Annotated in this window: 18 protein-coding genes; 8 read left to right on the top strand and 10 right to left on the bottom strand. The window is 55.6% G+C overall.

What is annotated here, in order from left to right:
• The first annotated feature begins 393 nt into the window (after nt 1-393).
• Nucleotides 394-789, top strand: a complete 396-nt coding sequence (locus AC6I8N_RS23040) for a response regulator transcription factor (RefSeq protein ID WP_497830899.1) — start codon at nt 394-396, stop codon at nt 787-789.
• A 2-nt stretch (nt 790-791) separates the two neighbouring features.
• On the opposite strand, the gene AC6I8N_RS23035 is transcribed toward AC6I8N_RS23040, so the two are convergent.
• From AC6I8N_RS23035 to AC6I8N_RS23025, 3 genes are all read right to left on the bottom strand, one after another.
• Nucleotides 792-1,571, bottom strand: a complete 780-nt coding sequence (locus tag AC6I8N_RS23035) for a molybdate ABC transporter permease subunit (RefSeq protein ID WP_497830898.1) — start codon at nt 1,569-1,571, stop codon at nt 792-794.
• Nucleotides 1,568-2,494: an extracellular solute-binding protein gene (locus tag AC6I8N_RS23030; protein WP_208726001.1), complete on the bottom strand. Its 927-nt coding sequence runs from the start codon at nt 2,492-2,494 to the stop codon at nt 1,568-1,570. Before AC6I8N_RS23030 ends, AC6I8N_RS23035 begins: the two co-directional genes overlap by 4 nt.
• A 113-nt stretch (nt 2,495-2,607) precedes the next feature.
• The gene (locus tag AC6I8N_RS23025) at nt 2,608-3,168 is read right to left on the bottom strand and encodes a DsbA family protein (protein WP_208726553.1); all 561 of its coding nucleotides are present in this window, start codon (nt 3,166-3,168) and stop codon (nt 2,608-2,610) included.
• A gap of 285 nt (nt 3,169-3,453) precedes the next feature.
• Here AC6I8N_RS23025 and AC6I8N_RS23020 point away from each other — a divergent pair, with 285 nt between their 5' ends.
• Together AC6I8N_RS23020 and ahr are read left to right on the top strand one after the other, a co-directional pair.
• Nucleotides 3,454-3,723: a hypothetical protein gene (locus tag AC6I8N_RS23020; RefSeq protein WP_013511221.1), complete on the top strand. Its 270-nt coding sequence runs from the start codon at nt 3,454-3,456 to the stop codon at nt 3,721-3,723.
• Nucleotides 3,724-3,844: 121 nt separating this feature from the next.
• On the top strand, nt 3,845-4,861 hold the full coding sequence (gene ahr, locus AC6I8N_RS23015) for an NADPH-dependent aldehyde reductase Ahr (RefSeq protein WP_208725999.1): 1,017 nt from the start codon (nt 3,845-3,847) through the stop codon (nt 4,859-4,861).
• 56 nt (nt 4,862-4,917) lie between these two features.
• Here ahr and AC6I8N_RS23010 read toward each other — a convergent pair whose 3' ends face one another.
• Both AC6I8N_RS23010 and AC6I8N_RS23005 read right to left on the bottom strand, forming a co-directional pair.
• Nucleotides 4,918-6,669 (bottom strand): DUF2534 family protein, encoded by a 1,752-nt coding sequence (locus AC6I8N_RS23010; RefSeq protein WP_497830897.1) that lies wholly within the window; start codon nt 6,667-6,669, stop codon nt 4,918-4,920.
• A 30-nt stretch (nt 6,670-6,699) separates the two neighbouring features.
• Nucleotides 6,700-7,098 carry a DUF2946 domain-containing protein gene (locus AC6I8N_RS23005; protein WP_497830896.1) on the bottom strand — a complete coding sequence of 133 codons (399 nt, stop codon included), beginning with the start codon at nt 7,096-7,098 and terminating at the stop codon, nt 6,700-6,702.
• A 179-nt stretch (nt 7,099-7,277) separates the two neighbouring features.
• Here AC6I8N_RS23005 and AC6I8N_RS23000 point away from each other — a divergent pair, with 179 nt between their 5' ends.
• Entirely contained in the window at nt 7,278-8,219 is a 942-nt protein-coding gene (locus AC6I8N_RS23000; RefSeq protein ID WP_497830895.1) for a D-2-hydroxyacid dehydrogenase, read from the top strand.
• 101 nt (nt 8,220-8,320) lie between these two features.
• Here the strand turns inward: AC6I8N_RS23000 and glsB are convergent, their stop codons facing one another.
• A complete protein-coding gene (gene glsB, locus AC6I8N_RS22995; RefSeq protein ID WP_497831147.1) occupies nt 8,321-9,244 on the bottom strand; it encodes a glutaminase B in 924 nt (307 codons plus the stop codon).
• Nucleotides 9,245-9,390: 146 nt separating this feature from the next.
• Here glsB and AC6I8N_RS22990 point away from each other — a divergent pair, with 146 nt between their 5' ends.
• Both AC6I8N_RS22990 and clcA read left to right on the top strand, forming a co-directional pair.
• Complete coding sequence (locus AC6I8N_RS22990) at nt 9,391-9,741, top strand: cupin domain-containing protein (protein ID WP_497830894.1); 351 nt, start codon at nt 9,391-9,393, stop codon at nt 9,739-9,741.
• 17 nt (nt 9,742-9,758) lie between these two features.
• The gene (clcA, locus tag AC6I8N_RS22985; RefSeq protein ID WP_497830893.1) at nt 9,759-11,153 is read left to right on the top strand and encodes a H(+)/Cl(-) exchange transporter ClcA; all 1,395 of its coding nucleotides are present in this window, start codon (nt 9,759-9,761) and stop codon (nt 11,151-11,153) included.
• A 49-nt stretch (nt 11,154-11,202) separates the two neighbouring features.
• On the opposite strand, the gene AC6I8N_RS22980 is transcribed toward clcA, so the two are convergent.
• Complete coding sequence (locus tag AC6I8N_RS22980) at nt 11,203-12,396, bottom strand: L-talarate/galactarate dehydratase (RefSeq protein ID WP_497830892.1); 1,194 nt, start codon at nt 12,394-12,396, stop codon at nt 11,203-11,205.
• Between the two features lie 190 nt (nt 12,397-12,586).
• Here AC6I8N_RS22980 and AC6I8N_RS22975 point away from each other — a divergent pair, with 190 nt between their 5' ends.
• Nucleotides 12,587-13,600 (top strand): LacI family DNA-binding transcriptional regulator, encoded by a 1,014-nt coding sequence (locus AC6I8N_RS22975; protein ID WP_497830891.1) that lies wholly within the window; start codon nt 12,587-12,589, stop codon nt 13,598-13,600.
• An 84-nt stretch (nt 13,601-13,684) separates the two neighbouring features.
• Entirely contained in the window at nt 13,685-14,146 is a 462-nt protein-coding gene (locus AC6I8N_RS22970; RefSeq protein ID WP_208725990.1) for a heme-degrading domain-containing protein, read from the top strand.
• A 62-nt stretch (nt 14,147-14,208) separates the two neighbouring features.
• Here AC6I8N_RS22970 and AC6I8N_RS22965 read toward each other — a convergent pair whose 3' ends face one another.
• Genes AC6I8N_RS22965 through AC6I8N_RS22955 form a run of 3 tightly spaced genes read right to left on the bottom strand, consistent with a single transcriptional unit; the run spans nt 14,209 to nt 18,041 of the window.
• On the bottom strand, nt 14,209-15,522 hold the full coding sequence (locus AC6I8N_RS22965; RefSeq protein ID WP_497830890.1) for a cytochrome c: 1,314 nt from the start codon (nt 15,520-15,522) through the stop codon (nt 14,209-14,211).
• A 2-nt stretch (nt 15,523-15,524) separates the two neighbouring features.
• The gene (locus AC6I8N_RS22960; protein WP_415173343.1) at nt 15,525-17,294 is read right to left on the bottom strand and encodes a GMC family oxidoreductase; all 1,770 of its coding nucleotides are present in this window, start codon (nt 17,292-17,294) and stop codon (nt 15,525-15,527) included.
• A gap of 18 nt (nt 17,295-17,312) precedes the next feature.
• A complete protein-coding gene (locus AC6I8N_RS22955) occupies nt 17,313-18,041 on the bottom strand; it encodes a gluconate 2-dehydrogenase subunit 3 family protein (RefSeq protein WP_208726111.1) in 729 nt (242 codons plus the stop codon).
• Between the last annotated feature and the right edge of the window lie 235 nt (nt 18,042-18,276).

The raw sequence follows: 18,276 nt of genomic DNA, 5'->3' as shown, positions 1-18,276 counted from the left end.
TTCGTGTTTACTGCCGGAAAAAACCGCGCGATAAATCGCGCCGCTACACGATGAGACCTTCTGTGCAGGGAAGGCATTTTTCCCCGCACCTGACCTTCCTGTTGTCTGAAAAATTTCGTTATAAAAAAAAGTGACGCCCTTCTCATCAGCACTGCGCTGAAATAACGCGACCACCGTACTGCTGGAGTCGCAAGCTGACATGTCCGTTATTGTTGATGTGAGGAGAAGTCACTGTTTTTTAAGGTGGAACTATTATTTATCATTGCAACTATCACTAAAGGAAATTAAGCGGCACGGCACGCTGTTTATCTGGTGGAGATGCGGCTACGCGCAGACTATTATCAGCCCTCGCGGCGCGGGATTAGGCTGATATTTCAACTGCGGGGTAGTTTGATGAGTGCAATAATCTGGCTGGTGGACGACGATACGCCATTACGCGAATCCATCGCGTTCCTGTTAAAAACGCTCGGTTACGACGTGGTGGATTTTGCCGAACTCGGCGGATTTGAAGCCTGTCTGCCCGACCCTGATGCGGAGCCTTTTTCGGGGTGTCTGTTACTTGATGTCCCGCTCGCCGATTTTAATGGCCCCGGTTGGCTGGAAGAGAACAAGCGGCGGCATCCGTTGCTGCCCGTCATCATGATGGCCGATCATGATATCCCGGAAGCTTTTCGCCAGGATGCTTTTGCCTCCTTTACCAAACCGCTTGATGTTGAGCAATTGCTGGAGAGTATCAAACAGGCGATGGCGGAAAGCGCGCGACGTGTTGAGAGCTGGCGATCGGGATAATGTTAAACCAACACGTTTTTCCCTTGCTGCAACCGTCGCGAAGTGACGAAACACAGCAGCGGCACCGGCAGGGTAAAAAACAACAGCAACCACAACAGCACGTAAACCGCATCGACACCGTCATTTTGCAGGTTGTTGTAGAGTTGCACCGGCATGCCTTGGGGAAAGTAAGCAAAGATCATCACAATGCCAAATTCACCCATGACGCGCACCCAGGCGAGGGCGGTCGCTGAAGCCAGACCGGGCGCGGCAATCGGTACTGAAAGCCGCCAGAAACGTTGCCAGGGCGGTGCGCCGAGGGTACGTCCGGCTTCGAGAATCTCTTTTGGTACGCCGGCAAAGGCGGAACGCGCGGCGGTGACAAAGTAGGGCAGTGCGCCATACCATTGCGCCAGCACAAAGGCTGCCGGGTTATTCACCAGCGTCATACCAAAACGGCCAAGCAATTCGCCGGCCAGGCTGTAAGGCCCATAGGCGCTGACCAGCAAAATCCCCATTGCCAGCGGCGGCGTCAACAGAGGGATTAGCACCACCAACTCCACGACCAGGCGCGCTTTGCCACGCGCCTGTGATAGCCACCAGGCCACCGGTAAACCGCTGATAAAAATCAGTAGCAAGGCCACCGCCCCCAAACTGAGCGACGTGGCGATGGCATGGCTATCGCCCCACGCCAGCCGCAGATGTTGCCAGTGCGTCACACCAATCAGGGTGACGAACGGCACCGCCAGCAGCAGTAAGGCAGGGAGGGAGAGCCACAGAGCGGTGGGCTGGCGTTTTCTCATTGCGGGTACAAGGCTCCGCCTTTCGGTGCGGCATAGCCATTCTGTTTAAACAGCGCCTGGCCCGGCTGGCTCAACATAAAGTCGACGAAGGCTTTCCCGGCGGCGGTGCCATTCGGGGCATTCTTCAGCACGGCTGCGTAGTACACCATCGGCTGGGTATGCAGCGTTTTATCGTTGCCCTGGCTGTCTTTCACCTGGAAGCTGACGGTGTCATACCACTGTTTGGCTTGATCCGGGTTACTGAGGTTGATCTCATCCGGCAGGGCAATGTAAGGCAGATGGGCGGAGATCACTTCGCTTTCATAACCGGCAGCGGCATCCACCTGTCCACTTTCCAGACGCGCCAGCAGGCCACCTTCCAGATGAGTTTGCGCCGGGTTCTGTACGCCGCCCATGATTTTTTCTGCAATACCCGGCTGATGGTAATACTTCTCAGCCAGCAGCAGGGTAAACACGATGTTCTGACCTTTCGGATCGTTAATGGGGTCGGTGCGGCCAAATTTCAGACCTGGCGTTGCCAGTACCTTCAGCCAGCTGGCATCGCTGCCTTTGGCGTGTGCGAATTGCTGGGCATATTTCCCTTTCGGGCTATAGGCGATCACCATGCTGGTACTGGCGACCGGGACGGCGGTGTCAATCAATCCGGCATCCTTCAGGATCTGCATCGGGCCGGGGGTGATGGAAACAAACACATCGGCGGTGATCTTCTTACTCGCCAGTAACCGCGCCATACCGTAAGCGCCCTGACCTTGACCCTGATAGTTGCCATTATGCTCTTTAGCAAAGGCTGGACCTAAAGCCTGGTCCATCACTTTACCCATCGAACCGGCGTAAGTGACGCGAATGTCGGTATTCGCCAGAGCATTGAGACTGACAGTTGCGCCAGCGGTGAGCAGTAGCGCGCTAAGAAGTTTAGATTGCATTCCATTTCTCGCTATATAATTAGGTAAATAACGATTAACAGGATACCCCCTTAAGGGCAAGGGGTAAACTATTGCGAAATATAGCGAAAGGCCCGCACCGGCGGGCCTGAAGGTCAGGCAAGGATGCGTTTTGCCCAGGATTCAATCTCATCTCCGCTGCCAATATCCAGTTGCACCAGCCCATTGACAATAAAGGTTGGCGAAACGTGGATACCGTTCTGGCGCGAATATTTGCAGTGCCATTTGATCTCATTCTGCAATTCGGCACGGTCAAAGGGCGCGCGGGCATTGATGCCGCTGTACTGCTCCAGACGGTCGATGATCTGATTTGGCGTGGTATCCATATTCGGTCCACGCGCGTGATCGGCAAACTCAAACTCTTCACGGTGATCAGCCACCGCTTTTAACACCGCTTTGGCGGCGGCTTTTCCTTCCGGCAAGGTGGATGCCGCGAGGATATAGCGCACAATCAGACCGGAGTACATATGCCAGGGCTGTGATTGCAAACGGATTTTCAACGTCATCTGATCTTCGCCGACCAGATTCAGCAAGGCATCGAACTTATTAAAGGCGCGAACGGAATACGGGCAGGTGGGTTCAAGAAACACTTCAAACACCTTCGGGCCGTGGCCCCACACCAGTGGATCGGCATGCAATGCGGTTGACTGACTCATCATGACTCCCTTGAGTGAGAAAAAGTTTTCCTACTTTGACAAAGCGTTGCGGTGACGACCAGCACAAGCTGAGGCTTTTTTGTTACAAAGCCATTCTCTTCCGTCATAATCCGTACCAAAGAAAAATCAGGTTATAGATCCGAGAGCTACGAAATTGACAGGCACTGCGCCGTCTGCGAGTGAAATAACCAACTATAGTTATCTTACTTTCTCTCTTTCAGACGCCGCGTTCGCCGCGCCTTTAAACTCACTTGCCCGGAGCCGATAGCAAAAAAGAGGTTTACTGTGTTTGCCGATATTTCCTGGAAAAACATCCATCAGGTAATCAGTCAAACGATCGCGGAGATGGTGGATGAGCAGCAAACGCTGGATGTGTTAACCCTGCGTGGGCGGTTAAGGGAAATGGCCGAAAATGAAACCGATGAAGAGATGGTGCTGTGCTACTGGCAGGCGATGAAGGTGTTGACGCGGTTACCGCCTACGGTGACCGCCAGCCAGTTGATCGAAGCCGCACGTCATGCTTTTCGCAGTCCAATCAACCACGATCCGCTTTAACTCTGCGTGCTTTTCAACGCAACAGCAGCAGGTGCTGACGTAATCGCATGATTATTCGGCATAAAAATGGGTGATGGTTTGATAGACTCCTGTCATCAGAGACCAACCACTGAGGACAGCGATGAAAATTACGAGCTATGCCGCCATGCAGGCGGGTGAGGCGCTGGTGCCTTACGAATACGATGCCGGTCCACTGGCTGCTGAGGATGTGCAGGTCGAGGTGGACTACTGTGGCGTCTGCCATTCCGATCTTTCAATGATTGATAACGAGTGGGGCGGCTCAACCTATCCGTTGATTGCCGGTCACGAAGTAATTGGCCGGGTAGTGGCATTGGGCGATGCGGCGCAGCATAAAGGCTTGCGCCTTGGTCAGCGTGTTGGCATTGGCTGGACGGCCAAAAGCTGCCAGCACTGCGACGCCTGTATCAATGGCGATCAGGTTAACTGCGAGAATGGCAAAGTCTCCACCATTAATAACCACGGTGGTTTCGCCAGCCATTTGCGTGCCAACTGGCAATGGGTGATTCCGCTACCGGATGCGCTGGACATCGCGACCGCCGGTCCGTTGCTGTGCGGTGGCATTACCGTATTCAAACCGTTGCTGATGAACAACATCACCGCCACCAGCCGTGTCGGTGTGATTGGTATTGGCGGCCTGGGGCATATGGCGATCAAATTGCTGCGAGCAATGGGGGCAGAAGTCACTGCTTTCAGTTCCTCTGCGGCCAAAACCGATTCTATTCTGGCGATGGGGGCCGATCGTGTGGTGAACAGCCGCGATCCTGAAGCGTTGAAAGCGCTGGCCGGGCAGTTCGATCTGATTATCAGCACAGTCGCGGTGGATCTGGATTGGGCACCGTATTTCCAGGCGCTGGCGCGTCAGGGCAAGTTCCACACCGTGGGCGCGGTGATGAAGCCGTTCGAAGTGCCAGCGTTTAGTCTGATTGTCGGCGATCGCGCGGTCACGGGTTCGTCGACCGGTTCGCCGGGACAATTACGTGCGCTGCTGAAGCTGGCGTCGCGTGCCGATATCGCGCCAACCGTGGAAGAGTTTCCGATGTCGCAGGTGAATAAGGCGCTCGATCACGTACGTGCCGGTAAGGCCAATTATCGCGTGGTGTTGAAAGCGGATTTTTAATCATTAAGGTTAATCATAGCGGCGCGATTCCGGCGCGCCGCTATGGCCAGTTAAGTTTATTGTTGTGACTCGTCCTTCTCGCCAAGGAACCAATACCACAGTGGGATCGACATCAGCGCGGTAAACACCGTGGTATACAGCGCAATCATAAAGCCCTGCGTCAGATACATTGCCAGCGACCAACGCCCGAACGGAATACCGTATTGATCAATCACCCCACCAATGATGGCATTGCTGATCACCGTCCCCACAATCAGCGCGAGCACGCACAGCCCATAGAGGAAATGGCGCATCTCCTTGCGTTTCACGGCAAAACGCGCACGAATAATGCCAAGCGGAGATTGTTGGGAAGCCAGCAACGTCTGTTGATCAACCGGCTGGCGCTGTTGTTTGCGCCAGCGCAGAATATCGACCAGCAAAAATGCCAGCAGGCTGATCCCCATCACCGGCAACGCATAGCCCAGCGCCAGCGCTACCAACAGGCAGGCACCTTGCACGTAATGAGGTAGCGCCAGCCAGGCGGCGGTGAGGGTTTGGGTTGGGCTGGCTTCGGCCTGCTGCGGGCGGCGCAGCCACCACATGCGGTAACCCAGTACAATCATGGTGCACAACCCAAGACCAAACGCCGCTAACAACAACTGATTTGCCAAACCGAACAACACGCCCATATGCGCATCCACCCCCCAGCGCGTTAGCCTGGCAACCAGCGGGAAGCGATCAAACCAGACATGATCGACAATGGTGAAATCCTGCGGATTAACCGAAACGGCATCTACCTGAGTTGGCCAGCTACGATCAATTTCGCTCACCGTCCAGGCTTTACCGACGCTTTTCGGCTGACGCAGTTCAACTTTGGCGGCTGAGATACCGTTGGCACGCGCGGCGTTGAGTACGCGGTCCCAGTCAGCATCAGCTCGGTTCACCGGTCCCTGTTGTACGGGCATCACCATCGTCGACATATCCATCCCCGGCATACTTTGATGGTCGGCATGGGGATCGGCAGGACGGGTCGGTTCATCGTTATTCAGCGCCGTGTTGACCTGCGGCGTCAGCCAGTTCAGTTCGGTACGCCAGCGATCGATATTGCCGCCTGCCCACTGTGACCAGGTCAGCCCGGTTACCGAGAAAAACACCAAACCAAGGAGCAACGTCAGGCCGAGGGTGATATGCCAGTGGCGGCTGAAGGCAAAACGTCCTCGCGGTGCTTTCGCTTTACGGCGCGGGCGCGTACCCAGCCACAACAGCACGCCGCCCACTGCGGCCAGCCACAGCCAGGATGCCGCCAGTTCACTGTAATTACGCCCAAAATCACCCAGCAGCAGGCTACTGTGAAGCAGGTCCAGGGTGGTACGCAGCGGCAACACGCCGCTGGTGCCGTACACCGTCATATCGCCTTTCACCTGCAAGGTATAAGGATCGATAAACACCGCCCGCGATTGTGACGCCCCCAGCGTCGGGTCACTAAATTGCACCCGCGTGGTATCGCGGGCCTCGGGGGCCGGGCGTACCGCATAGATGCGTTTGTTCTCTCCGGCATAAGCACGGGCAGCCGTGATTTGCGCCGACAACGGCTGCGCCTCGCCGTTGGGTTGCACGTACAGCGCATCTTTATACAACAGGTTTTCCAGTTGCGGTGTCAGCACATATAAGGTGCCGCTCAGGGCGGCAACGAAGATAAAGGGAGCGACAAACAGGCCAATGTAAAAATGTAAGCGGCGTAGCAGATTAAGCACCGCGCCGCGCGGTGCTGCAGAGTGAACAACAGACAAAACCGTCTTCCTTCCGATAAAAGAATACGTAAGCGTCATCCTGGCGGATGCGCTGCGGATCAAATCGTATCAGCAGAAGGATGTTGCTGGCGGTGCCCGTGGTCGGTGGATGCCCGTCGGGCGGCGGATCACCGGGGTGATAAGGCAGGGGAGAGGCGGCGCGCGGGAGATCACCAGCATCAACCAGATGAAGGGGATAAATACCCACATCATCAGCGGCACATGTACCAGCAGGTCACAGTAGCCGCAGGCGAACTCACCTTCGTCCATCCGGTGATGGTCCATGCCAGGCATGGCCATATCCGGCATTACCGCGTGGTGCATCGGCATATCAGCCATCATGCTTTGCGCACGGTTTTCTCGTTCCAACAGCGTTTTCGACACCACCGGGGCGACAAACAGCAGCAACACCGCCACGATGGCGATGCAGGCAGTCAGGCGCTGGCGAAATGTGGCTGAAAACGTCATGGTAAAAACGGAGGTGACTGATTAAATTGGGCGGAAGTGTAACGCGATTACCCTGGAAGGGTTAAAAAAACTGGCGGCATTTAAGAAAAAATTCGCACCTTTTGAAAATAATCACTTAACACCCAGCTTTTGTTAACCTTAATGCAACTTAAGCAGATCACTAAGGAAACAATAACGCGATGAAGATTGTTACCCTCGACGGCGATACCTTGCCGCATGCGCCACAACGCCCACATTGGTGCACCGACTGGCGCTATCGTGGCACCACCTCACTGGCGGAGATTGTTCATGTGTTACATGATGCGGAAATAGTGATCACCAACAAGGTGCCGCTGCGTGCAGACACGCTCCGCCAGTTACCCGCGTTACGTTACGTGTGTGTCGCGGCAACTGGGTACGATTGTATTGACCTGACCAGCTGTCGTGAACGCGGTGTGGTGGTGAGCAATGTGCCCGGTTACTCGACGCGTAGCGTGGCGGAGGGGGTGATCGGCTTTTTGTTTGCTCTGCGGCGTCATCTGGTCGATTACATCAACCACACGCGCAGCGCCTGGCCGGCCTCAACGCATTTTTGTGTCCATCGTCAGCCGATTCAGGATATCTGTGGCGCAACGCTTGGCGTTGTGGGTAAAGGCGATATTGGCCGCGCAGTGGGGGAGATGGCACAGGCGCTGGGGATGAAGGTGCTTTATGCCGATCGCCAGGGCAGTCAGGAAGTCCGCCCGGGCTATACCTCTTTCGAACAGGTGCTGGCGCAGAGCGATGTTGTGACGCTGCACTGCCCGCTGACGCCTGAAACCAGACAACTTATCAATCTGGCGGCGCTGGCGCAGATGAAGCCGTCTGCCTGGCTTATCAACACCGCGCGCGGTGGGTTGATTAACGAAACCGATCTGGCCCATGCGCTGCGCCAGGGCGTGATTGCCGGTGCGGCGCTGGATGTGTTGAGCAGCGAACCCCCCGCAGCCTCTCATCCCCTGTTGCAAGCGGATGTGCCAAACCTGCTGTTGACCCCGCATATTGCCTGGGCCAGCCAACAGGGCGTCGCTAACCTGCTGCGCGGCATTGAAAACAACCTGGACGCGTTTTGGCAGGGGACGGCGCGAAATGTGGTGAGTTAATGTGTTAAAACCCGCGTGATAAATCACGCCGTTACAGACGAGTGATACGGAATGCGCAGCAAACCGTAGCTGCGCGATTTATCGCGCGTATCTGGGCATGACTAAAAAATCGATCGCCCCAGACGCTCCGTTAGCTTCTCCAGCATCACCGTTCCCGCCAGTGAGTTGCCCGAACTATCCAGTGCGGGTGACCACACCGCGATACTCATCACGCCGGGGATCACCGCGACAATGCCGCCGCCCACACCTGATTTTGCCGGCATCCCCACGCGCCAGGCGAATTCACCGGCACCGTCATACATTCCGCTGGTCATCATCAGGGCGTTCACCTGACGGGCATGGCGGGGAGAAATCACCGTGACATCCTCACCCAGGCTGCGCCCCTGATTGGCAAGATAGAAGAAGGTGCGGGCCAGCTCATTGCAACTCATTGCCAGCGAGCAGTAGTGGAAATAGGTTTCCATCACTTTGCTGACATCATTTTGGAAATTGCCGAAGGATTTCATCAGCCAGGCAATCGCCGCATTACGCGCCGAATGTTCATACTCGGAACGTGCCACCACCCGGTCATAGTTGATGTCATTCTGCTGTGCCAGACGCCGTACAATCTCCAGCATACGCAGGCGCGGTGCGGTCAGACGGCTCTCCAGCAGATCACACATCACCAGCGCCCCGGCATTAATAAACGGGTTACGCGGCTTGCCCTGTTCCAGCTCCAGCTGCACCAACGAGTTAAATGCCTGGCCCGAAGGCTCTTTGCCAACACGCTGCCAGATCTCTGGTTCGTCATATAACGTCAGTGCTACCGTCAGCGACAGCACTTTCGAGATCGACTGAATCGAAAAACGCGTATCGGCATCCCCGGCCTGATAATGGCTGCCATCGGCGGCATAAACCGCCATCCCCAGTTGGTCGGGCGAGATACCGGCCAGCGCCGGGATATAGTCAGCGACTTTTCCCTGGCGGGTAAGTGGCCGAACTTCTTCAATAATTTCTTCCAGCAATGCGTTACTGAGTTCTGACACCGTGATGCTCCATGCATAGCCATTTTCGGCGGGGATGATCGGGATTTGTGTGCTGAACGTCAATTGGTGCAACAAAAAACTGTGAGCAATCAGGGTTAAGCCTGCGTTACAGTGCAGCATATTTGCAGCCATGATGAGATCCCCGCATGTTAACCAACCTGTTGCAGGCATTCCCCGCCGCCGCTCAGGCAGGCAGTGCCGAAACTTTTGAACAACTGCTTTCCGCACCCAATTTGCTTATCGAACGTATCGTGTCGACCGGTCAGGCCAGCCCGCCGGATTTCTGGTATTGCCAGACACAGGGCGAGTGGGTGTTGATCGTCCAGGGTGAAGCCGGATTGCAGTTGGAAGGCGAGTTACAGGAGCGCCACCTGCGGGTGGGGGATTTCGTTGCTATTCCGCCCGGTTGCCGTCATCGCGTTAACTGGACGTCAGCAGAACCGCCAACCGTATGGCTGGCAGTGCATTACGGAGACATCGCCGACACGGCGGCGTGAAAAAACTGAGGATGGGTATGTCTGTTACAGAAAATTCGGCACAACCGATCATGCGTGAAGGACGCTTTTTGTTGCTGCAACGTTTATTGCGGCGCGATAAAACACCGGTGGCGTTGTTATTGTTGGCGGCGCTGGTTGGGGTGCTGACCGGGCTGGTGGCGGTGGCATTTGATAAAGCGGTGAACTTCATTTTTGCTTCGCGGGTGAACTGGCTGGCTGACCAGGCGGATAATCCGCTGTTGAATGTCTTGTGTGCCTTCTTTGCCGCCGCGCTACTCGGGGCGTTAGGTTACTGGCTGGTGCGACGTTTTGCGCCTGAGGCAGGAGGCTCCGGCATCCCTGAGATTGAAGGGGCGCTGGAGGAGTTAAGGCCGGTGCGCTGGTGGCGCGTGCTGCCAGTTAAATTTATCGGCGGCATGGGGGCGTTGGGTTCCGGCATGGTGCTGGGACGCGAGGGGCCGACGGTGCAGTTGGGCGGCAATATTGGCCGCATGTGTCTGGATATGTTCCGGGTGAAGTCTTCTGAATCGCGTCATACCCTGCTGGCAACCGGTGCGGCGGCAGGACTCGCAGCGGCGTTTAATGCGCCACTGGCGGGTATCCTGTTTATCATTGAAGAGATGCGCCCGCAGTTTCGCTACAGCCTGATTTCAATTAAAGCGGTGTTTGTCGGTGTCATTATGTCGAGCATCGTGTTTCGGTTGTTTAACGGCAATGAGGCGATTATCAATATCGGCCAGTTAAAGGATGCGCCGACGCAGACGCTGTGGCTTTATTTGCTGCTTGGTGTGGTGTTTGGGGGCTGCGGCGTGGCGTTTAATCGCCTGATTTTCTGGACGCAGGATCAGTTTCAGCGCTTGCATCACGGACGCACCACCCCGTGGGTACTCTGGGGCAGCCTGCTGGCAGGCATATGCGGTGTGCTGGGGCTGGTGCTGCCGGAGGCGATTAGCGGTGGTATTACCTTGATCCCTGATTTCTCCGCCGGTCATTTCACTGCCCTTAGCTTGTTTGCCTTGTTCGCCCTGCGTGTGGTGATCACCATCTGCTGCTTTGCCTCCGGTGCGCCTGGTGGGATTTTCGCGCCGATGTTGACGCTCGGCACCTTGTTAGGCACCTGTTTCGGCCAGCTGTGCGCCCACTGGTTTCCTGGCTATCAGCTGGAAGCGGCGACCTTTGCTGTCGCCGGAATGGGAGCGTTGTTTGCCGCGTCGGTGCGTGCGCCGCTGACCGGGATTGTGCTGGTACTGGAGATGACCAATAACTATCAACTGATTTTACCGATGATCATCACCTGTCTTGGCGCAACGCTGGCGGCGCAATTCTTCGGCGGCAAACCCCTGTATTCCTCGCTGCTGGCCCGTACGTTGGCGAAAGCGCAACGCAGCGAGAATATGCCTGATAAGGCGTGATGTCACACGTATCGGCGCGATAAATCGCGCCGCTACGGATGGCGACCGATCAGGGGCGTTTACCCACGCTGTGCGTCAATGTGGTCCAGCGCCGCGCCTGTTCGCTCAGGCTGAAGCCGAGGCCGTGGCGGTCAGAGATCCACATCCGCCCGTCACGCAGCTCCAGCTGTTCATTAAACAGCGGATTGAGCCACTCAAAATGTTCCAGCCAGGGTTCAATCGGATAGGTCGCCGCCAGGTGAATATGGATTTCCATGGCAAAATGCGGTGCCAGCTTGCGTCCGTGGCGTGCGGCCAGATCCATAATCTTCAAAAAGGGCGTGATACCGCCGACGCGCGGCGCATCGGGCTGCACAAAGTCGCTGGCGTTACCGAGGATCAATTGTTCATGCTCGCGGAAGCTGGTGAGCATCTCACCGGTGGCGATCGGGGTATCCAGCGCGGCCGTCAGAGCAGCGTGCCCCTCCACGTCGTAAGCGTCCAGCGGTTCTTCAATCCATACCAGATTGAATTGTTCCATTTTACGGCCCATGCGGATGGCGGTTTCACGATCCCACTGCTGATTGGCATCGACCATCAGTGGGAAATCGTCGCCTAAAGTTTGGCGTACTGCCGTCAGGCGACGCAGATCCTCGGCAGTATTGGGCTGTCCGACTTTTATCTTGATGCCGCCAATGCCGTTTTCGCGTGAGATCGCCACGTTCTTGATCACCTGATCAAGCGGGGTGTGCAGGAAGCCACCAGAGGTGTTGTAGCACTGCACCGAATCACGATGCGCACCGAGTAGTTTCGCCAGCGGGAGCCGGGCGCGGCGTGCTTTCATATCCCACAGCGCGATATCGAACGGAGAAATCGCCTGTACCGCCATGCCACTACGGCCTACCGAGGCACCGGCCCACAGCAGTTTAGTGTAGATCTTGTCGATATCGTTGGGGTCTTCCCCGAGCAGGGCATCCGCGATTTCACAGGCGTGGGCATAAATACCCTGGCCCCCGGCACGTTTGGAGTAGCTAAAACCAATGCCTTCAAAACCATCACGGGTGGCGATCTCCGCCACGATGATCGCCACTTCGGTCAGCGGTTTTTGGCGCCCGGTCAGCACCTTGGCATCGCTTACCGGCGTTGCCAGCGGCAGGAAGGCCAGCGACAAATTGACCCAGACAATGCGATCGCCGCTCTCGGCAGCAGTACCTGAACCCTGAGCTTTCGCATAACTCACTGCGGTGGAATTAACACCTGACATATGATTCTCCCGTTAAATGATTGCGCTAACATTTTTGTGTTGAGAGGACTATGCGCCATTGTTACCCACCATTAATGTATTGCAGATCACACTTTCATCATTCTTGTGATTTTAATGATAGCCCTAACATTAACCGGGTTGTTTCGTTTTGCGTTATGCTGTGCACCTTCCATTCTGATTCTGAGCTGCCATGAAACAACGCAACCCGGCGCGCAAAAGTGCGCCTACGCTGGAGGATGTGGCGCGAGTCGCCGGCATTTCGCCGATGACCGTCAGCCGTGCGTTAAATTCTCCCCAGCAGGTACGTCCCGCTACCGTGGAGAAAGTGCTGGCGGCGGTGAATGCCACCGGTTATATCCCCAATGCGCAGGCAGGCGGTCTGGCCAGCAATCGCAGTCGTCTGATTGCCGTGGTGGTGCCGCAAATTAATAACAACATGTTTGTCGATACCATCCAGAGTCTGAACGATACGTTGAGTGCGAACGGCTACCATATGCTGCTGTGTGTCACCGGTTATGGCACCGAAACCGAGGCAGAAACCGTCGCCACTTTGCTGTCGCGAAGGCCGGATGGCATCGTTCTGACCGGTATCCATCACAGCAGCCAACTGAAGAAAGTGTTACTTCAGGCTGATGTGCCGGTGGTGGAAATTTGGGACATGACGCCGACGCCGATAGATATGCTGGTGGGTTTCTCGCATGAAAAGGTGGGGGCACGCGTTGCGGCTTATCTTGCGGAGCGTGGTTATCAACGCCCGGCGTTGATTTGGACCGATGACCGTCGTGCGCTGCAACGTAAGCAAGGCTTACTGGAGGCGCTTCAGACGCAGGGTATAGCACCGCTGGCGGATGCGGCGGTCGCGCTTCCGGCATTGATGGTACGTGGACGTGAGGCCTGTGCCGAGTTGCTGAATGCCGATCCTACGGTGGATGTGATGGTGTGCAGTTCCGATACCCTGGCACAGGGGGCGTTGATGGAGGCACAGGCGCGTGGTTTGGCTGTGCCGCAGCAACTGGCGGTGATTGGTTTTGGCGATCTCGATTTTGCTGCTGCAAACTTTCCAGCGATTTCGACGGTGAGAGTTGACCGACAAGCAATGGGACGACTGGCGGCGCAGCAGCTCCTGACGTGTTTGCAGGGGGAGGCTGTCGCCACCCCGATTATCGATATGGGCTTCGAAATGATTTCTCGCGCTTCCGGTTAAGCCGTGTGATCCTTTTCACTTATGAAAAATATTTTCCATGTTATAAAATGTGGAAATTATATTTCATATGGAGAGGAAGTCGCTATGTCATCATCGCCCAGTCTGGAAAGCCTGTTACAGCAGGAAGCGGAACATCGTCTGCCGCAGTTTGATTTTGACCTCGCCTGGCAGATTGGCCAGCGCATTCAGCAGCGTGCGCGTGAAGCGCAGGCACCGGTGTCCATCGAAGTCTATGGGTTTGGTCAGGTGTTGTTTCTGGCGGCGTTGCCAGGTTCCTGTGCGGAAAATCTCGAGTGGATGCGCCGTAAACGTAATACCGTGCTGCGTAGCGGTCACTCTTCGCTGTACGTCGGGATGCTCAATGAGCAGAAAGGTGAACGGATGGAAAAACAGGCGTTTATCAATCAGGCGGATTACACCGATCATGGTGGTTCTTTCCCACTGCTCAATCCGCAAGGCGCGGTGTTTGGTGCGGTAAGCGTTAGCGGTTTACCGTCAGAAGATGATCACGCATTAGCGCTGTGGGGCATTGCTCAGCTGCTGTGATGAAAATCCGTAGCGGCGCGATAAATCGCGCCGCTACGGTTCCTGCCTGACAGACTTGATGATTACTTCATGGCCGGTGTTTTTAATTTGTCTCCCGCGCCGGTGGTTCGACGTAGCGTTGCGACATCGCTGGCCTGCACTTCCTCCGCCTGGTTACCCCAGGAGTTCCGCACGTAATTCAGTACATCCGCCATCTCCTGGTCATTTAATTTCCAGGCGAAAGCGGGCATTCCGGCGGCGGTCGGGCGGCCTGTAGTATGCGGTGCGCGCGCACCATCCAACAACGCATGGATCATGTTGGTGGGATCGTTCAGCATCGCGCTGTTACCGGCAAAGGCGGGTACCATGCCATGAATCCCTTCACCCGCCAGACCGTGACATGCTGAGCAATCAACTTCATAACGCAGGGCCGCCAGCTCGTGACGGGTTTTATTCATCTCGAAGTGGGTGGGTTGCGGCGTTGTCGAAGCTGGCAGACTGCGCAGATAGGTTGCGATAGCTTTCAGATCCTGGTCGTTGAAATATTGCGTTGAATGTTCAACCGCTTCGGCCATTGGCCCGGCGGCCACATTGGTGCCGTTAGAGCCGGTTTTCAGGTAATCAGCGATCTCTTCGTCCGTCCACTTGCCGATTCCGGCATGGGGATTTGGTGAGATATCCGGCGCATACCAACTGCCAAGATTGCCGCCCTGCAAATACTGGTTACTGATTTCACCGCCAAGAGCATTACGCGCCGTATGGCAGACGCTACAGTGCGCCGGACCATCGACGATATATTTGCCGCGGTTCCACTCATCGTTCTGCGCGCTTTGCGGTTGAAATGGGCTGTTGTCAAAGAACAACAGGTTCCAGCCCGCCATCGCCAGACGGATGTTATACGGGAAATGCATCCCGGCATTTTCGTAGATGGCATTTTTCACCGGTTTCTGCGCGGAGAAATACGCCCAGAGATCGTGCATGTCCTGATCGCTCATCTGGGTGTAGGCGGTGTAAGGCATGGCCGGGTAAAGGAAGCCGTGTTTACCGCGTCCCTGACGTACCGCATTGAAGAAATCGCGTTCGGTCATGTTGCCAATCCCGGTGTCGCGATCCGGGGAGATATTGGACGTCAGTAACGCGCCAAATGGGGTATCGATTTTATATCCGCCGGAGAAGTCTGCGTTGTGGCAGGCGGCGCAGTCGGCGAGACGCATCACGTATTCACCGCGTTTGATGGCAGCATCGTCATTGCTGTGAAAATCCGCCAGTTGCACCTTATTGTCAGCTACGTCCGAGCGTGCGTTATCCAGCACCACCCACATTCTGCCGGTCACGCCAAGCGCTGCCACCACCGCCAGCGCTGCGAAGGTATAAGTAATCTTTTTCGCCTTAGCCATGATTACGCTCCCACCAGCGGTGCCGGATTTTTGACGTAGGTCTGGTGGATGGCCTGCGCGGCACGCACCGCCAGCGCACCCACGGTGACCGTTGGGTTGTAGCCACCGTTATTCGGAAATGCTGACGCACCGACGACAAACAGGTTGTGCGCATCCCAGCTTTGCAGATACGGGTTCAGGGCGGAGGTGGTAGGATCGGCCCCCATCACCGCACCGCCAATGGTATGGGAACTGTGCTGCATATACGGGTTCCAGCTTTTTTCCGCCTGGTTGTCCACCACCAGATGCTGACCGCCGATCTCACGCATGATGTTGATGGCGCGATCGGTGACATATTTCGCCATACGCACATCGTTCTGATTCCAGTCAAAGGTCATTCGCAGCAGCGGCTGGCCGTGGCGATCTTTGTAGTGGGTATCGAGGTCAAGGTATGCCTCACGCATCGGCATTGAGGTGCCCTGGCAGAAAATGGTGCCTGCGGTCTGGTAATCGCGCGCATAACCGGCTTTCCATTCGCTGCCCCAGCGTTTGGTGCCGGGACGTAAGCCATTCATGTTCTGAATTGGGCGGCCATTGGTGGAGAAGCCCATAATTCCGGCTCCACCGATAAAATCGAGGTCACTATGGTCAAAGTTGTCGCCGTTGAAATCGTCGATTTGCACCGCCAGCGCGCCACCGCCGATAAACGGATTCATATATTCGTTATCAAAGAAGCCGGTGACGCTGGAGCAGGTTTGATAGTTGTAGTTACGACCAATGGTGCCGCGTCCGGTGCGCGGATCGTATTGCTCGCCAACTTGTGACAGCAGCATCAGACGGACATTATCCATCTGATAGGCGGTAATACAGACGATATCGGCGGGCTGGAAACCTTCCACCCCTTCTTTGGTGATAAATTTCACCCCCTTCACCGTCTTACCGTCGTCGTGTTTGACCGCGTGCAGCACTTCTGTCTCCGTCAACAACGTAAAGTTGGGACGGCGCATCAACACAGGGAGAATGCAGGCCTGCGGCGAAGATTTAGAGAAGTTGCCGCAGCCGTGAAAGTCACAGAAGCCGCAGTAGGTGCAGGGGCCCATGCTGACACCGAGCGGATTGACATAAGCCTGTGACAGATTGCCTGCCGGAACGGTAAACGGGTTATACCCCATGTTTTCCGTGGTCTGGCGGAATTTGCTCATCCAGTGGGTATCTTGCAACGGCGGAGTGGGATAGTCGCGGGTGCGCGCACCTTCGAACACGTTGCCGCCTTTGCGGCGTTCGCCGTTGAGATTGCCAGCATAGCCGGAGGTGCCCGCGATACGTTCGAAGCGATCGTAGAAAGGGGCCATTTCATCATAGGTGACGCCCCAGTCCTGCAACTGCAATCCCTGCATTTTTCCTGCACCGTAGCGCTCACGCGTACGGGTGGCGACTTCAAAATCCCACGGGGTAAAGCGCCACGACATCCCAGCCCAGTGTGTACCGGCACCGCCGACGTTCCAGCCATACTGGAAGGCTGACCAGTTACGTACCGGTGCTGCCAGTTGATCGTGGCGATTGCGGAAGGTGGTGGTTTCCACGCTCATTGGTTGCAGGATTTTACGCCGGGTGTGGAAGCGCAGTTCATCGGCATCAATTGACACCGGAAAATCGGTTGAGGTATCACGCCAGGCACCACGCTCAATCGCGACGACATGTAATCCGGCGCGGGTCAGTTCTTCAGCCATCACCGAACCGGCCCAACCCAGACCGACGATAACCACGTCAGCCTTATTTCTGATTTGTGACATTAACTCAGCTCCGGCGTATTAATCGTTGGGAATCAGACTGACAGGAATAAGTGCCAGATTTTCATTGCGGCGCGTAATATAAGGACGGTAGTCATAACGGGCGCCGGGGAAGCCAATCATTTTCCAACCCGCCATATTTTTATTTCCGCCGTAAATTGGATCCGCCAAATAGCTTTCGCGCGCGTTTTGTAGCATTAATTCAAAAAATGCCTGGCTGTTCACTTCACGGCCTAAATCAATCTTTCCGTCTTCCATGTTTGTCAGGAATTCGTCGATTTGCGGCGCGGTTAAAGTATGAAATGATGCCTGGTGATTTTTTTGCGCCCAATTCTCTAATGCGGTCAGTCCGGTTAAATAACGTTCTTTAGGTGTGGCAAGAAATTGCGGACTACCCATGATTTTCTCTTCATTTTCCGGGTGCAAAGGTGCTGCTAAATAAAGTGCCGCCCCCGTGCCATAATCTCCGGCCAGTTGGTTATCGAGAAATTCGATAGCACCGGCCTCACTGGCCGCAGGGCCCAGGTTGTCGGCAGGGATCAAGCGGTCAAAAATCGCCGCCAGATTCTGGCGATCGAGCGGGCTGATTAAGACCTGATAGCCCTGCTGCCAGGCGGGTTGCGGCAGGTGGTCGGGACTCATTTGGGTGCTTAGCGGGACATTATGCAGTTCCTTCGCGCGCAGTTGCGGTGCAACGGCCAGTGACGCCACAATCGAACTGAGCGAAAAAAGCGCTTCTCTTCGGTTCATACAACTTTCCTTTCATCATTCCGTCTGATGACGGATACGGCAGATAAATTTTACAGAGCACGACGTTCAAAACTTTCAGACGTAATTACGCCGCGCGATAATTCGCGTAGAGGCGTGGTGTTTATATTTATTCTGTAGCGGCGAAATTTATCGCACGGTGCGAGGTGCGCGATAAATCGCGCCGCTACAATTTTTGCAGAGAGTATTTAAATATGAGGCGGGCGATTCATCATGT

This window comes from Pantoea sp. X-Soil-TKNS-1279 (assembly GCF_059730565.1).
This window is presented reverse-complemented; position numbering and strand designations above follow the sequence as displayed.

Bases quoted from the DNA above. Each gene is read 5' to 3' on its own strand.
- AC6I8N_RS23040 (WP_497830899.1), top strand. From the start codon at position 394: ATGAGTGCAATAATCTGGCTGGTGGACGACGATACGCCATTACGCGAA.
- AC6I8N_RS23000 (WP_497830895.1), top strand. From the start codon at position 7,278: ATGAAGATTGTTACCCTCGACGGCGATACCTTGCCGCATGCGCCACAA.
- ahr (WP_208725999.1), top strand. From the start codon at position 3,845: ATGAAAATTACGAGCTATGCCGCCATGCAGGCGGGTGAGGCGCTGGTG.
- AC6I8N_RS23010 (WP_497830897.1), bottom strand. From the start codon at position 6,669: ATGACGCTTACGTATTCTTTTATCGGAAGGAAGACGGTTTTGTCTGTT.
- AC6I8N_RS23035 (WP_497830898.1), bottom strand. From the start codon at position 1,571: ATGAGAAAACGCCAGCCCACCGCTCTGTGGCTCTCCCTCCCTGCCTTA.
- AC6I8N_RS23025 (WP_208726553.1), bottom strand. From the start codon at position 3,168: ATGAGTCAGTCAACCGCATTGCATGCCGATCCACTGGTGTGGGGCCAC.
- AC6I8N_RS22955 (WP_208726111.1), bottom strand. From the start codon at position 18,041: ATGAACCGAAGAGAAGCGCTTTTTTCGCTCAGTTCGATTGTGGCGTCA.
- AC6I8N_RS22980 (WP_497830892.1), bottom strand. From the start codon at position 12,396: ATGTCAGGTGTTAATTCCACCGCAGTGAGTTATGCGAAAGCTCAGGGT.
- clcA (WP_497830893.1), top strand. From the start codon at position 9,759: ATGTCTGTTACAGAAAATTCGGCACAACCGATCATGCGTGAAGGACGC.
- AC6I8N_RS22960 (WP_415173343.1), bottom strand. From the start codon at position 17,294: ATGTCACAAATCAGAAATAAGGCTGACGTGGTTATCGTCGGTCTGGGT.
- AC6I8N_RS23030 (WP_208726001.1), bottom strand. From the start codon at position 2,494: ATGCAATCTAAACTTCTTAGCGCGCTACTGCTCACCGCTGGCGCAACT.
- AC6I8N_RS23005 (WP_497830896.1), bottom strand. From the start codon at position 7,098: ATGACGTTTTCAGCCACATTTCGCCAGCGCCTGACTGCCTGCATCGCC.
- AC6I8N_RS22975 (WP_497830891.1), top strand. From the start codon at position 12,587: ATGAAACAACGCAACCCGGCGCGCAAAAGTGCGCCTACGCTGGAGGAT.
- AC6I8N_RS22965 (WP_497830890.1), bottom strand. From the start codon at position 15,522: ATGGCTAAGGCGAAAAAGATTACTTATACCTTCGCAGCGCTGGCGGTG.
- AC6I8N_RS22990 (WP_497830894.1), top strand. From the start codon at position 9,391: ATGTTAACCAACCTGTTGCAGGCATTCCCCGCCGCCGCTCAGGCAGGC.
- AC6I8N_RS22970 (WP_208725990.1), top strand. From the start codon at position 13,685: ATGTCATCATCGCCCAGTCTGGAAAGCCTGTTACAGCAGGAAGCGGAA.